15 protein-coding genes and 1 pseudogene are annotated in these 13,233 nt (G+C 63.5%); 10 read left to right on the top strand and 6 right to left on the bottom strand.

From position 1 onward, the window contains the following. The first annotated feature begins 148 nt into the window (after positions 1-148). From BMW90_RS22180 to hydA, 6 genes are read left to right on the top strand one after another with little or no spacing between them, the layout of a single operon-like run. Entirely contained in the window at positions 149-1,135 is a 987-nt protein-coding gene (locus BMW90_RS22180; protein WP_048534573.1) for a TRAP transporter substrate-binding protein, read from the top strand. Continuing rightward, entirely contained in the window at positions 1,132-1,671 is a 540-nt protein-coding gene (locus BMW90_RS22175) for a TRAP transporter small permease (protein ID WP_048534574.1), read from the top strand. The genes BMW90_RS22180 and BMW90_RS22175 overlap by 4 nt, the downstream gene beginning before the upstream one ends. Beyond that, entirely contained in the window at positions 1,668-2,948 is a 1,281-nt protein-coding gene (locus BMW90_RS22170; protein ID WP_074839375.1) for a TRAP transporter large permease, read from the top strand. Before BMW90_RS22175 ends, BMW90_RS22170 begins: the two co-directional genes overlap by 4 nt. Positions 2,949-2,968: 20 nt before the next feature. After that, positions 2,969-3,721, top strand: a complete 753-nt coding sequence (locus BMW90_RS22165) for an aspartate/glutamate racemase family protein (RefSeq protein WP_074839371.1) — start codon at positions 2,969-2,971, stop codon at positions 3,719-3,721. A gap of 14 nt (positions 3,722-3,735) precedes the next feature. Then, positions 3,736-4,455, top strand: a complete 720-nt coding sequence (locus BMW90_RS22160; protein WP_048534580.1) for a GntR family transcriptional regulator — start codon at positions 3,736-3,738, stop codon at positions 4,453-4,455. Next, the gene (gene hydA / locus BMW90_RS22155) at positions 4,452-5,861 is read left to right on the top strand and encodes a dihydropyrimidinase (RefSeq protein WP_074839368.1); all 1,410 of its coding nucleotides are present in this window, start codon (positions 4,452-4,454) and stop codon (positions 5,859-5,861) included. Before BMW90_RS22160 ends, hydA begins: the two co-directional genes overlap by 4 nt. Before the next feature lie 31 nt (positions 5,862-5,892). Here hydA and BMW90_RS27090 read toward each other — a convergent pair. Both BMW90_RS27090 and BMW90_RS27085 read right to left on the bottom strand, forming a co-directional pair. After that, positions 5,893-7,358 (bottom strand): annotated as a pseudogene (locus tag BMW90_RS27090) (SulP family inorganic anion transporter); the annotation flags it as partial. Positions 7,359-7,431: 73 nt separating this feature from the next. Then, positions 7,432-7,989 (bottom strand): helix-turn-helix domain-containing protein, encoded by a 558-nt coding sequence (locus BMW90_RS27085; protein WP_244526585.1) that lies wholly within the window; start codon positions 7,987-7,989, stop codon positions 7,432-7,434. Here BMW90_RS27085 and BMW90_RS27080 point away from each other — a divergent pair. Continuing rightward, positions 7,924-8,259 carry a MobA/MobL family protein gene (locus BMW90_RS27080; protein WP_244526584.1) on the top strand — a complete coding sequence of 112 codons (336 nt, stop codon included), beginning with the start codon at positions 7,924-7,926 and terminating at the stop codon, positions 8,257-8,259. The two genes, BMW90_RS27085 and BMW90_RS27080, sit on opposite strands and share 66 nt — an antisense overlap. On the opposite strand, the gene BMW90_RS22135 is transcribed toward BMW90_RS27080, so the two are convergent. The 3 genes from BMW90_RS22135 to BMW90_RS22125 all read right to left on the bottom strand — a co-directional run bounded on the left by BMW90_RS22135 (position 8,246) and on the right by BMW90_RS22125 (position 10,558). Further along, positions 8,246-9,688 (bottom strand): multicopper oxidase family protein, encoded by a 1,443-nt coding sequence (locus tag BMW90_RS22135; RefSeq protein ID WP_244526583.1) that lies wholly within the window; start codon positions 9,686-9,688, stop codon positions 8,246-8,248. The genes BMW90_RS27080 and BMW90_RS22135 overlap by 14 nt on opposite strands. A 117-nt stretch (positions 9,689-9,805) precedes the next feature. Beyond that, positions 9,806-10,192, bottom strand: coding sequence for a rhodanese-like domain-containing protein (locus tag BMW90_RS22130; RefSeq protein WP_074839366.1), 387 nt, complete (start codon positions 10,190-10,192; stop codon positions 9,806-9,808). A gap of 12 nt (positions 10,193-10,204) precedes the next feature. Next, positions 10,205-10,558 (bottom strand): hypothetical protein, encoded by a 354-nt coding sequence (locus tag BMW90_RS22125; RefSeq protein WP_074839363.1) that lies wholly within the window; start codon positions 10,556-10,558, stop codon positions 10,205-10,207. 45 nt (positions 10,559-10,603) lie between these two features. Between BMW90_RS22125 and BMW90_RS27360 the strand changes: the two genes are divergently transcribed. From BMW90_RS27360 to BMW90_RS22105, 3 genes are all read left to right on the top strand, one after another. Next, positions 10,604-11,551, top strand: a complete 948-nt coding sequence (locus BMW90_RS27360) for an RNA polymerase sigma factor (protein WP_423135772.1) — start codon at positions 10,604-10,606, stop codon at positions 11,549-11,551. Next, positions 11,548-12,288 carry an anti-sigma factor family protein gene (locus BMW90_RS22110; RefSeq protein ID WP_074839358.1) on the top strand — a complete coding sequence of 247 codons (741 nt, stop codon included), beginning with the start codon at positions 11,548-11,550 and terminating at the stop codon, positions 12,286-12,288. The genes BMW90_RS27360 and BMW90_RS22110 overlap by 4 nt, the downstream gene beginning before the upstream one ends. Positions 12,289-12,523: 235 nt before the next feature. After that, on the top strand, positions 12,524-12,778 hold the full coding sequence (locus BMW90_RS22105; protein ID WP_244526582.1) for a transposase: 255 nt from the start codon (positions 12,524-12,526) through the stop codon (positions 12,776-12,778). Between the two features lie 143 nt (positions 12,779-12,921). Here BMW90_RS22105 and BMW90_RS22100 read toward each other — a convergent pair. Then, on the bottom strand, positions 12,922-13,233 hold a 312-nt coding region (locus tag BMW90_RS22100; RefSeq protein WP_074839352.1), incomplete at its 5' end, for an IS5/IS1182 family transposase.

Genomic DNA, 13,233 nt, shown 5'->3' with positions numbered 1-13,233 from the left:
TACGATAGCCGATTTATAATTTTTTATAAAAAATCGTCTTGATTTCGGGAGGGCGGGAATTCACCCTAGGCCGCGTTGCAGTCATGGCAGTGTCACACCGCAGGGAGCGACGGTCGGCTGCCGAAAAAAATCAGATGGGAGAGACCTGATGAAACCACTTTTCGCATTGTTTGGCGCCGCTGCCTTGTCCCTCGCGGCCACCGGGCCAGCGCTGGCCGAAACCCTGAGGCTGGCGGGCAATTTCCCGGTCGAACATTCCAGCTCGCTTGCCATGGAACGCTTTGCCGACGCGGTGGCCGAGAAGACCGGCGGCGCGCTTGCGATCCAGACCTTTCCGGCGATGCAGCTTGGCGGCGCCAAGGAAAACGTCGACCAGGTACGGTCTGGCGTGGTTTTCGGCACCTGGATCGGTTCGGCCTACCTGTCGCGCACCGTGCCCGAGCTTGAAGCCGTGTCGTTGCCTTTCGCCTATCCCGACCGCGAAACCGCCTTTCGGGTGATCGACGGCAAGGCCGGCCAAATGCTGGAAGACAAGCTGGCCGAACGCGGCTTTGTGGCACTGGGCTGGATGGAACTGGGCTCGCGCAACGTCACCAACGACGTCCGCCCGATTGCCTCGGTCGAGGATTTCGAGGGCCTGAAAATTCGCCTGCAACCGAACGAGACCCATCTCGCCACCTTCCGCGCCATTGGCGCCAACCCGGTGTCGATGGGCATTTCCGAAGTCTACTCGGCGTTGCAACAAGGCGTACTCGACGGCCAGGAAAACCCGTTCTCGATCATCGCTTCGCGCAATTTCAACGAGGTGCAGGGCCATCTGTCGGACAGCGGGCACTTCTTCGATTACATCGCTCTGGTCGCAAACAAGCGCAAGTTCGAGCGCCTGCCCGAGGATCAGCAGCAAGCGGTGCGCGATGCCGCCGCGGAAGCGATCGCCTGGCAACGTGACACCGCCGCCGCCGAGGATACCGCGTCGCGCGAGGCGCTGGTCAAGGCGGGCATGACATTCACCCCGCTCAGCGATGAGACCCGAGCCGCCCTGCGCGCGCGCAGCCAGCCGGTGATCGGCGCGCTGAAAGAGCGGATCGGTGATGAGCTGATCGATCTCGTGCTGGCCGAGGCCGCCGCGAAATGATCGCCGAGGCGCAGATTGCCGGACCTCTCAAGGGAGGCCCGGCGCTGGCCCGGGCGCGCGGGATCCTCGCGCGTCTGGACCGGGTAACGGGCTGGGCGGTGATCGGCGCCATGGCCGTCATGGCCGGGCTGGTGGTAACGCAGGTTGTGTTCCGATACGCCTTTGCCAGCGCCATCGACTGGTCGGAAGAGGTGGCGCGTCTGGCCTTTGTCTGGGCGATGTTCCTTGCCATTCCGCACGGTATCCGGCGCGGCGTGCATGTCGGCATCGACGCGCTGGTGGTCAAATTGCCCGAACGGCTGCAAGAGGCGCTGTTTCGCGTCGCGGCGGCGCTGGCGGCGGTGCTGATGGTGGTGATCTTCCGGTTCGCCTGGGAAGTCACGGCCTATACCTGGCCAGAAATGATGCCGACCCTGCCGGTCACGGCGGCGGTCTATTACATCGCCGTGCTGCTTGCGGCGGTACATTCGGTGCTGCACCTCGGCCTGCTGGCCTGGGGCGGGCGCGACACCTGGCCTTCGGAGAATCCGTCATGACCATCGTTGTCATCCTTGTCTTTTTCACCCTCGCCCTTCTGGGCATGCCGCTGGCCTTTGCCCTCGGGCTGGCCTCGCTGGGCGGGCTTCTTGCGGGCGGGATCGAACTCAGCGTCCTGCCGCAGCGGATGATGCACGCGGTCGACAGCTTCCCGCTTATGGCCATTCCGCTTTTCATGCTGGCGGGCGAGTTGATGGTGCGTGCCGGGATCATGAAGCGCATGATCCATTTCGCCAACGCTCTGGTGGGCCGGGTGCACGGCGGGCTGGCGCATGTCGCCATCGTCGCCGGCATGATGCTTGCGGCGGTCTCGGGCGCGGCGGTGGCCTCGGCTTCTGCGCTTGGCTCCACCCTCGTTCCGGCGATGCGCAAGACCTATGACGACGGCTATTCCAGTGCCGTCGTGGCCTCGGCCGCCAACCTCGGCGCGATCATTCCGCCGTCGAACGCGATGATCGTCTATGCGCTGATGGCAGGCTCCGCCGTTTCGGTCGGCGGGCTGTTCATGGCCGGTGTCGTGCCGGGCATCCTTCTGACGCTGGGCTTCATGACGGTGGCCTCCGTGCTTTCCGTGAAGCGCGGATTCAAGCTCACCGGCGACGCGTTTTCGTTTCGCACGGCGGCGATCGAAGCTTGGCGCGCGCTGCCGGTTCTGGCGATGCCCGTTGTGGTCGTCGGTGGCATTGTCGGCGGCGTCTTCACGCCCACCGAGGGTGCCGGCATCGCCGTGGCCTATGCGGTGATCGTGGGCTTTTGTGTCACGCGCGAGCTGAAGATCTCCGACCTCGCGCCGGCGCTGTTCCAGGCCGCCATCGGTGCCGCGATGGTGGGCGCGCTGATTGCCTTTGCCGCCGGCGTGACCTTCCTCTTCACCATCGACATGGTGCCTGCGGCGATGGCCGACTTCCTGCAAGGCGTCAGCGACAATCCGACCGTGTTCCTGGTGCTGGTGATGAGCCTGCTGATCGTCGTCGGCATGTTCATCGAATCGAACGCCGCCTACATCATGCTGGTGCCGCTCTTTGCGCCGGTGGCCGGGACCTTCGGCATCGACCCGCTGCTCTTTGGCTTCCTCTTCGTATTCAACCTGGTGATCGGGATGATGACACCGCCGGTGGGCGTGGTGCTCTTTGTCATGAGCGGCATCACGCGGGTTAAGATGGCGGCGCTGATCCGCAATGTCTGGCCCTATGTGGCGGTGCAATACGCCGTGCTGATCCTGTGCCTGATCTTCCCCGGAATAGTGACCTGGCTGCCGCGCGCGCTTGGCTATTGATCGAAAGACGAGTGAAAATTATGAAAATACTGCTGATCAACCCCAACACCACCGAGGCGCTGACCGAGCTTCTGTCCGAGGCTGCGCGCTCGGTCCTGCCGCCGGATACCACGCTCGACAGCGTGACCGCGGCGGTGGGCGTGCCCTATATCTCGACACGGACCGAGGCAATCGTGGGTGGCATGTCGGTGCTGGAAATCCTGTCCGAGCGCCATGCCGACTACGATGCCGCCATTGTCGCCGCCTTCGGCGATCCCGGCATCGGCGCCGCGCGCGAGCTGTTCGATATCCCCGTGGTTGGGCTGGCCGAGGCGGGTATGCTGACCGCCTGCATGCTGGGCGGGCGGTTCTCGATCGTCACCTTCGCCCAGGCGCTGGGGCCTTGGTATCGCGAATGCGTCGACTGGCACGGGCTTGGCGGACGCTGCGCCAGCATCCGCATGCTGAACGGTGCCTTCCGGTCGATTTCGGACGTGCAATGCGAAAAGGCCGATCTGCTGGTCGACCTGGCCATGCAGGCGATCGAACAGGACGGTGCCGATGTGATCGTGCTGGCCGGCGCGCCGCTTTCGGGCCTTGCGCCAATGGTGCGCGACCGCATCCCCGTGCCGGTGGTCGATTGCGCCCAGGCCGCCCTGCGCCACGCGGCCACACTGGCGGCGCTGCGGCCGGTCGGCCCGCAAAAGGGCAGCTTCGCCCGGCCTGCCGCAAAGGCTTCGGTCGGACTGCCGAAGGCCCTGGCGCTGCGCATCGCGCATAAGGATTGCGCCTGAAAGGAGGAGTGCACATGATGACCCTTGCCCAACGCAAGGTGCCGCGGGGCGAAGGCGGCCTCAGCCGCGCCCACCTGCACGAACGGGTGGCCGAGGCATTGCGCGACCGGATCATTACCGGCGCGCTCGCTCCGGGCGAAAGGCTGGCCGTCACCGCCCTGGCCGAAGAGATCGGCGTTTCGCTCACTCCGATGCGCGAAGCGCTGAAGCTGCTTGCCACCGAGGGGCTGGTCGATCTCACCCCCAATCGCGGCGCCGCGGCCAGCCGGGTGACGGTCGATCAGACCCGCGCCCTTTTCGAAGTCATCGCCGGAATCGAGGCATTGGCGGCGGAACTGGCCTGCAAACGCATGACTGCCGAAGAACTGGCCGAGTTGCACGACCTTCATGCAAACATGCAGCACCTCGCCGGTTGCGAGGACCGCACCCGGTATTTCGATGTCAATCGGCGCATTCACGACCGCATCGTCGATTTCGCCCGCAACCCGATCCTGAGCGATCAGCGAAGCCGGCTGGCGCAACAGGCCGAGCGGGTGAGGTTCATCGCCCTGGGCCGCGACGCCCGGCGCAACGCCGCAATGCAGGAGCACCTCGACCTGATGGCCGCTTTCGACGCGCGCGATGCCGACCGGGCCCGACGTATCTGGCGCGGGCACCTTCTGGCATCGGGCGACCAGACCATAGATTTTCTCGCGCGCCGTGCCGCGCCAGACGCAAGGACAGACAGGCCATGACCACAGAACTCGACCTCGTCATTCGCGGCGGACGCATTGCCACTGCCGCCGACGTCTTTGACGCCGATATCGGCATTCGGGGCGGACGCATCGTGGCGCTGGGCCATGATCTGGGCGCGGCGTCTGAAGAGATCGACGCAACCGGCAAGCTGGTCTTGCCTGGCGGGGTCGATGCGCATTGCCATTTCGATCAACCGTCCTCTGACGGCTCCGTCATGGCCGACGATTTCGACAGCGGGCCGCGCTCGGCCGCCTTTGGCGGAACCACCACCGTCATTCCCTTCGCCTGCCAGCAAAAGGGCCAGACCCTGCGCGCGGCGGTGGATGATTACCACCGGCGCGCTGACGGAAAATCGGTGATCGACTATGCCTTCCACCTGATTGTCACCGACCCGACGCCGCAGGTGCTGGGGCAGGAACTGCCCGCCTTGATCCGCGAGGGCTACACCTCGTTCAAGATCTACACCACCTATGACGATCTCAAGCTGAACGACCGGCAGATTATCGAGGTGCTGGCGCTGGCCAAGCGCGAAGGCGCGCTGACCATGATCCATGCCGAAAATTCCGACGCCATCGCCTGGCTGACCGAGGCGCTGGAGCAGGCCGGCCAGACCGCGCCACGCTTTCATGCCGATGCGCGCCCCGCGATAGCCGAGCGCGAGGCGACGCACCGGGCCATCTCGCTGGCAGAGATCGTCGATGTACCGATGCTGGTGGTGCATGTCTCGGGCGGCGAGGCGATGGACCAGATCGCCGCCGCCCGCGCCAAAGGGCTGAGGGTCTTTGCCGAGACCTGCCCGCAATACATCCTGCTCACCGCCGACGATCTCGATCTCGACGGGTTCGAGGGCGCCAAGCACATCTGTTCGCCGCCGCCGCGCGATACCGCCAGCCAGCAAAGCGTCTGGCGCGGGCTGGCGAACGGCACGTTTCAGGTGTTCTCGTCGGATCACGCGCCGTTCAAGTTCGACAGCGCCACCGGCAAGAAACTTTGCGGTGACGGGGCCAGTTTCACCCATGTCCCCAACGGGATCCCCGGTGTCGAAACCCGCCTGCCGCTGCTGTTTTCGGAAGGGGTGGGCAAGGGGCGGATTTCGCTCAATCAATTCGTGGCTCTCACCGCCACCAATCCGGCGCGGCTTTACGGGCTTTATCCGCGCAAGGGAACGATTGCCGTCGGCGCCGATGCCGACATTGCGATCTGGGATGCCGAACGCGAGGTGACAATCCGCAACGAGCTTTTGCATCACAATGTGGACTACACGCCTTACGAGGGTCGCACGATCACGGGCTGGCCCGAGATCGTCCTGTCGCGGGGCAAAACCGTTGTACGTGGCGAACGGCTATACGCCGAAAGTGGCCGTGGTCAGTTTCTGGAATGTGGCGCACCGGATACACTGATCTGAAGTGTTTCGGGGTATCGGTTAACCATCGATCATCGCCAAGCTGGTCGCGCCCCGAACCGATGGAAGCGGTTGCGCCAAAGAAGAGCGCACCGGTGATGCGGTAGACCACGACCTCGGGGTTCGCCGCGGCCTCTTCGTCATAGCTGCCGCGCGGGTGTGCGCCGTCCGCCTCGTCCCGTCCGACAAGGGGGGTTTGGGTGGAGATGGCGGTGGTCTTGCTCATCCGTTGGATAAAGAGGACCGAGCCGAGCGCGAAGCCGACGACGATGGCTTCGGTCAGGTCGCGGAAGATCGTCAGGAAGAATGTGGCGGCGAGGACCGTCGCCTCTCCCCAACCGGACCGGACGAGAATGGCGATGGCCGGCTTCTCGATCATGTTCCAGGCGACGACGGCGAGGACACCCGCAAGAGCGGCAAGCGGAATGTAGGCGGCAAGCGGCGCGGCCACAGCCATGAAGAGCAGGATGAACAGCGCGTGCAGCATGCCCGAGCCCGGACCATGCGCACCCGAGCGCACATTGGTTGCGGTCCGCGCGATGGTGCCAGAGACGCAGAAACCGCCGAAGAGCGCCGATCCGAGATTGGCCGCGCCCTGCGCGACAAGCTCGCAGTTCGAGCGGTGCCGACGCCCGGTCATGCCGTCGGCAACCACCGCGGAGAGAAGCGACTCGATGGCGCCCAGAAGCGTGAAGGAGATTGCGGCGGGCAGAACCGCCATGACCTTGTCGAGCGACAGGTCCGGCAGGCTGGGCGCCGGCAAGGTCGAGGGAATGCCGCCGAACTTCGTACCGATTGTCTGCACCGGCAGGTTCAGGAGTGCCGTTGCCAGGGCCGCGGCGCCGACTGCAACCAGCATGCCCGGCCAATGCGGCCGCCATTTGCGCAGGCCGAGGATGATCGCGACCGTCGCCACCGAGACGAGAAGCGCGTCCGGCGTCAGGCTCGCACGCGCCTCCCACAGGGCGGGGGCTTCTCCAGCAACTCGCCCGGCTCATGGTCGAGCGTCAGGCCAAAAAGTTCCTTGATCTGGCTGGCAAAGATGATGACCGCGATCCCGGCGGTGAAGCCGACCGTCACCGGGAAGGGAATGAACTTGATGAAGGTGCCGAGGCGCAGGAAGCCGACGGCCGCCAGCATCAGGCCCGAGAGGAAGGTTGCAAGGATCAGCCCCTCTATCCCGTGTTGCGCCACCGTCGCAGCGACCAGCACGATGAAGGCGCCCGCGGGCCCGCCGATCTGGAACCGCGATCCGCCCAGAAGCGAGACGAGGAAGCCGCCGACGATGGCCGTGTAGAGCCCCTGCGCCGGGGTTGCGCCCGAGGCGATGGCGATCGCCATCGAGAGGGGCAAGGCGACGATGGCAACCGTTAGACCTGCAATGGCGTCCGCGCGTATTTGGGACAGTCCGTAGCCTTCTCGCAGGACCGTGACGAGTTTCGGAGTGAAGAGGTCGGCGAAGCTGGGTGCCGCACTCTGTCTGGTGGTCTGGTCTTTCATCTTCGGCCGCACCTTTGAGGGTTGCGGCGGGATCGTCGGCATGTCGTCGGCGGTCGCCGTCGCGAGTCTTGGGTCAGACTTTCGGGGGTGGTGGTTTCAGGCGGACGCCGCGCCCGCCTGCCGTACTGGGGATGCCTTCACCGATCAGTTCGACACCGGCGAGCTCCAGCGCTGTCACAATCTTTGTCAGGCTGTCGACCACACCACGCACGTTGCCGGCGCTGGCCTCCATGCGCTGGATCGTCGGAACGGAGAGGCCGGATAGCTCGGCCAGGGTCTTCTGATCGATGCCGAGAAGGGCACGCGCCGCGCGCATCTGAGGGCCGGTGATCATGTGGCTTATCCCGATTGCAGTGCCGACCTTATGAAACATCACTATTGATATTCCAAGTATCAATATAGCAAATTGGAATATGTATTCTGATGTATTTGCGACCGCGGGCGGCGCGGCGGCAATGCCAAGTCGCAAGGCCTTCGGGAAAGCCATCAGATCCTTGCCTTCCTTCCATTGGCGCGCGGGTCCGGGAGAACCGACTTCGCCTAGCGGTCGGACAGCCGCTGCGGGGTGGTCGGCGATGTCGCGGTCCACGCGCCGCACCGCGAGGGCGATCAGCGCAACCACCACGCCCATGTGCTCACCTCCACCCGCAAGCTGGAGGCGCAAGGCTTCACGGCCAAGATCACCGTACGATCACGACCAGCAAGAGGATGTTCGTCCATCGGATCACGCGCGGAATATCTCGCCGGCGTCGCCGCGATTTCCCACAAGACCATTGCTGCAAGCACGCCGAGAAACGCCGTCCAGCCTATGGCAGGCTCAGGGCCAAGGATCGTTTCGGCTTTTCCTGCCCGTGCAACTCAGATTGTCTTGTGGGTTTTGCGGCAACTTATCCCACGGTGAACTGGCCCATCATCCCGCGGTCCTCGTGTTCGAGGATGTGGCAATGGTACATGAACGGGGCCTCAGCCGTGGCCGGCTTGTCGAAGCGGACGAGAATTTCGGTCAGACCGTCGACATGCACCACGTCCTTGAGACCGGTCGCCTGCGGATCAACGGCCCGGCCGCCCATGCCCGTGACCAGGAACGAGGCTCCATGCACATGGAAGGGATGGGCCATCATGTCGGCGTTGATGCGCCAGCGTTCGGTTTCACCCAAGGGGACGTGGAAATCGACACGGCTCATGTCATAGGATGACCCGTTAATGCCCATCGTCTGCCCGTCGCGGCCAACGAGGTTGTTGAGCATGCTGCCCATCATGCCACCCGAATGGACGTTCAGGGTGAAATCGCGCGTCCGCACGGGCGCACCAAGGTCGGGCAAGGTGGCGGGCAGGCGTGCGGGCAGCGCGCCGGAAACGCGCGCAGGCTGTTCCGAAACCTCGATCGACAGGATGTCGAGCGTGCCGGTCGCGCCGGTGTCTGCGCCCATCATGCCCCCGCCGCCCATCATGCCGCCCATGGACCCGCCCCCCATCATGCCGCCTGCGATATCGGCGGAGACGAGCCGCACCGCACGGCGATCCGAGAAATCGGCCACGATCTCGGCCCGCTCGCCGGAGGACAGATGCAGGCCGGTCATCGCTTGCGGCGCAGGCAGCAGCCCGCCGTCGCTGGCGACCTGATGGAACTCGCGGCCATCCGAGAAGCCGAATTCGTAGGTCCGCGCGTTCGACGCATTCAAAAGCCGCAGCCGCACCAGACCGGCAGGGACGGTCAGCTTGGGTTGGAGTGTCCCGTTGACAAGGATATCGCTGCCCTGGAACCCCGCCATCTGGTCCATGTGTCCGAGGTCATAGGTCATCACCCCGCGCCGGAACAGGCGATCCTGGACAATCAGCGGGAAATCATCCTCGCCATAGGTTCGCGGAAGGGGAACGTCGATCTCGGGATCGTCCAACAGGATCATGCCGGCCAACCCCCGATAGACCTGGGTGGCGGTCTCTCCGTGGACGTGGCTATGATACCAGAGTGTCGCCGCCGGGTGATTGACGGGAAGCTCGGGCGTCCAGGTCTCGCCGGGACCGAACGCCAGTTGCGGCCCGCCGTCGAGGTGGCCGGGCAGGTGCATTCCGTGCCAGTGCGCGGTAATGGGGGCTTCGGTGCGGTTTTCGACCGCGATCTTCGCGGTTCGCCCCTTGACCAAGCGCAGCGTCGGGCCGAGATAGTCCTGCGAGAAACCAAGCGTGGGCGAGGAGACACCGGGATAGAAATTCCGCGTTCCGGCGCGCGCGCTGAGCGTGTTCCCGGCCCTTCCATCCACCTCCATCAAGGGAGGGATCGGCAGGGGGGCGCCCGGTTCCGCCGCGATCGCGCGGCGGGTCACCAGCATCGGTGCGGCCAAGGCCGCGCCAGCCGCCGCACCGGCCAACAGAAAGTGTCGTCGTTTCATGGGTTCGTCCTTTCGCGGCGTGTGCCGCAGTTAATCCTTAGCCCGTGTCAGCCGCATCTAAGCGGTCGGCAAGCCCGCCTTTTTCCAGCCTGCCAGACCGCCATCGACCAGCTGCGCGTCATATCCCATCTCCTTCAGCCGGGCGGCGGCCATGGCGGCGCGCGCGCCCGAGGCGCAGACGACCATGACGGGCGACTTCCCCTGCACGGCGGTCAGGTCGGCCTCGGCCACGCCGCTGTCGGGATCGGCCTTGGCCTCGAGCAGGCCGCGCGGGATGTGGATGTGGTCTGGCCCCAGCTTGCCGTCTTTGGCCAGTTCGCCGGGCTCGCGCACATCCAGAAGCAGACCGGCGCCCGACCGGGCGTTCGCCTCGGCCTGTTCCGGCGAGATGGTCTCAACGGTTGCTTTCGCTTCGGCGACGAAATCCTTGATGCCTTTGGTCATCCTTGTTCTCCTTCAGAACTTGTTTGCGGTGGTCTTGAAATTGCTGTGCCCATCGGCCTCGGCCGGGTGCAGGCGACCGCCGCGCAGGTTAACCTGTGCGGCGTGCGGCATGCGGTCGGGCAGGGCGGGTGTGGCAGCACGGTCGTCGCGCGTTTTGATGAATTCGGGCTTGGCCGTGCCGCAGCGTGTCAGGCACGAAGTCCGCGCCGTCAGCGGGTCGAAATCCGGCACCACATCGATAGGCGCGGCTTTGCGGGTGCGCGGACAGGCCGCGGGGTGCTGGATGGCTCCGGTGTCCTCCTCATGAAGCCCCCAGATGTCGGGGGACGTCGGTCCGGTGGAAGGGCTTTGGCGCGCCAGGATCATGTTCGTTTCAATTCCGATTTTCTAGGGATTTGGAGGAGGGTGAGCGTGAATTCAGTGGCCAGAATCGCTGCGGCCGCGCTCCTCTTCGCCATCGCAGAAGATACTATAGAGCGTGTCCAGAAGGCGTTTCGCGTCTTCGTTCGACAGGGCGTAATAGATGGTCTGACCCTCTCGCCGGCCCGCGACGAGCCCCTCTCGCCGCAATATGGCCAGGTGCTGGGACACGATGCTTTCCCGAACATCGAGCGAAGCGGCAAGGGCGCCGACCGATTGTTCGCCTTCGACCAGTGTGCAGAGGATCATCAACCTGTTCCGACTGGCCAGGCACTTGAGCAGGGCTTCCGCCGCGTCGGCATTTTTTTGCATCGCATCCAGTTCCATACAGATGTATCTGCGAATGTTCGCAGATACATCAAGGGGCGCGGCGCGAAGTTTTTTTGGTACATGCTTTCCTTTGTCTCGGGACCGTATTGCGATAAGCGTTCAGTCATGGCGTCGCTCACTCAAATCGAAGTGCTTCTCCCGGAGTTCCGGGCCTACGCGATTGCCATTTGTGCGTCTTCGGACGACGCAGAAGACCTTGTGCAGGATGCCATCGAACGTGCGCTGAGAACCGAGAGCCGCCCGACAGTTCTTGACGAATTGAGACCCTGGATGTTCCGGGTGATCCGCAATCTTCACTACGACGAGCTGAGAAAAAGACGTGTGCGCCGGGAATATTTGGCGGTTGAGAAACGTCTATCAGATGAAGCGGGCATATCAGACGCGGCGCGGGACATTTTGATCCGCATGGCGTTCGAGAAGTTGCCGCCGGATATGCGCGAAGTGCTGTGTCTTGTGGACGTAATGGGATTGAAATACGCCGAGGCGGCGAAGGTGATGGATGTGGCGAACGGGACGGTCATGAGCCGGATTAGCCGGGCGCGTAAGGCACTTTTGGCACTGGTCGAAGGATCGGACGCTGCGGATGAAATAGAGAAAAGCGCACGATGAACGAGTTGAACGAGAACGATTGGGAACTGGTCAACGCCTATCATGATGGCGAGTTGAGTGACGTTGAGCGCCAAGCGATGGAGTCGCGCCTCCGGTTCGAACCCGCTTTGCAAGAGGCGTTGAGGGATGTTGCCAGCGTTTCGGCCAGCCTTGGTGCCTTGCGTCCGGAAACAGGGCCCTCCCCTTCCGAGCAGGTTGCAGAAGCGGCAAATCAGAACCGTTGGCCAACTCGATGGCTCGTTGGTGGCGCGGTTGCCGCAGCCATTGCGTTGGCCGTCGGTTTGGGACCGCAGTTCACCTCGGAACCGTCGGTGTTCGACGTGCATACGGAATTGGCAGGGCAACCATTCGCAATTGATGTGGGGGGTATGACCCCCGCAGCGGCTGCGAGCAGCAAAGATATTCCAGACCTTGCCGGTGCGAACCTGACGCCGGTCGCTATGCGTACGCTGGAAGACGGAAATGTGACCCATTATGCGGGTCACAACGGCTGCCGCCTCACATACTACCGAGGGTTGCTGGACCTGGATGGTGAGGATTCCATGAAGGATGCTCAGCTCGCAACCTGGGCAACAGCGGACAATATAAATCATATGATCATCGCGAACGGCATGGATCAGGGCAAGTTTGACGCCATCGCCGATTTTCTGCGGCTTGTGACCAAACAACAGGTCAGTGAGCAGATGATGGCCTCATTGGAAGAAACGACAGCAAACGCAGGACGATGCGTGGGCTGACTAAAGCAGAACGAATTTCAGACCTGAAATCAGGACTGCAACGGCCAGGATCAGGACTGCCGGTTTGACAGGGTGCGACCGTACTTCCAGCCCGGTGCCGGCGATTGATGTAACTGCTTTTCCGATCCCACCCTTCTGCCGCCTCCGTGATCTGAGATTGGCTCGTTCGAGGATGAACCAGAGGGAGTTTCTCCGTGGAGACTACGATGGAGTTCTCATGTCGCGGCGTGGGGGCATGCGCAGTCGCAAGTGGCCGGATGAGGTGAAGGCGCGGATCGTGGCGGAGACGCTGGTTTCGGGCGCCACGGTCAACGAGGTCGCTGCCCGGCATGGCCTGAAAGCGAACCATCTATCGCCGTGGCGGACGATGGCGCGACAGGGCAAGTTGGTATTGCCTGCGCCCGAAGACCGGATCGAATTTGCCGCGATGGTTGTTGCAGCCTCGCCGCCCGAACAGGCCGCTGACGAAGTCCGCTCTTCACGTAACTAAATTATTCTAAAAAGCTGAATTAATTTACCTTTTCCGATTAGCGTCCAGCACCTTGTACAGCAAAATGTACAGCAATTCTTTTCGTGTGCAAACTAGCGCATCCTAGCAGGACTTCGGTAACGGGGCCGTCGTAGGGTCAGGACTCATAGCCAGTAAATGACGAGTGCGGCGAGAGCGATGGCTGACAGGAAGACCTTCGGGCACCGGTCGTATCGGGTCGCCACACGCCGCCAATCCTTCAGCCTGCCGAACATGATTTCGATCCGATTGCGGCGTCTGTAGCGGCGCTTGTCGTACTTGACGGTTTTCTTGCGCTGCTTGCGACCGGGGATGCAGGCGCGTATCCCTTTGTCTTTCAACGCTTCTCGGAACCAGTCGGCGTCATACCCTCGATCTCCGAGCAGCCATTCCACCTTTGGCAAACTGCTCACCAAGGCGCGGGCACCGATATAGTC

The sequence above is a fragment of the Marinovum algicola genome, from assembly GCF_900109145.1.
Lineage (GTDB): Bacteria > Pseudomonadota > Alphaproteobacteria > Rhodobacterales > Rhodobacteraceae > Marinovum > Marinovum algicola.
The sequence above is the reverse complement of the archived record's forward strand: the minus strand, read 5'-3'. Positions and strand labels throughout refer to the sequence as shown.

Bases quoted from the DNA above. Each gene is read 5' to 3' on its own strand.
- BMW90_RS22125 (WP_074839363.1), bottom strand. From the start codon at position 10,558: ATGATCCTGGCGCGCCAAAGCCCTTCCACCGGACCGACGTCCCCCGAC.
- BMW90_RS22180 (WP_048534573.1), top strand. From the start codon at position 149: ATGAAACCACTTTTCGCATTGTTTGGCGCCGCTGCCTTGTCCCTCGCG.
- BMW90_RS22170 (WP_074839375.1), top strand. From the start codon at position 1,668: ATGACCATCGTTGTCATCCTTGTCTTTTTCACCCTCGCCCTTCTGGGC.
- hydA (WP_074839368.1), top strand. From the start codon at position 4,452: ATGACCACAGAACTCGACCTCGTCATTCGCGGCGGACGCATTGCCACT.
- BMW90_RS22175 (WP_048534574.1), top strand. From the start codon at position 1,132: ATGATCGCCGAGGCGCAGATTGCCGGACCTCTCAAGGGAGGCCCGGCG.
- BMW90_RS22105 (WP_244526582.1), top strand. From the start codon at position 12,524: ATGCGCAGTCGCAAGTGGCCGGATGAGGTGAAGGCGCGGATCGTGGCG.
- BMW90_RS22130 (WP_074839366.1), bottom strand. From the start codon at position 10,192: ATGACCAAAGGCATCAAGGATTTCGTCGCCGAAGCGAAAGCAACCGTT.
- BMW90_RS22135 (WP_244526583.1), bottom strand. From the start codon at position 9,688: ATGCTGGTGACCCGCCGCGCGATCGCGGCGGAACCGGGCGCCCCCCTG.
- BMW90_RS22165 (WP_074839371.1), top strand. From the start codon at position 2,969: ATGAAAATACTGCTGATCAACCCCAACACCACCGAGGCGCTGACCGAG.
- BMW90_RS22160 (WP_048534580.1), top strand. From the start codon at position 3,736: ATGATGACCCTTGCCCAACGCAAGGTGCCGCGGGGCGAAGGCGGCCTC.
- BMW90_RS27085 (WP_244526585.1), bottom strand. From the start codon at position 7,989: ATGGGCGTGGTGGTTGCGCTGATCGCCCTCGCGGTGCGGCGCGTGGAC.
- BMW90_RS22110 (WP_074839358.1), top strand. From the start codon at position 11,548: ATGAACGAGTTGAACGAGAACGATTGGGAACTGGTCAACGCCTATCAT.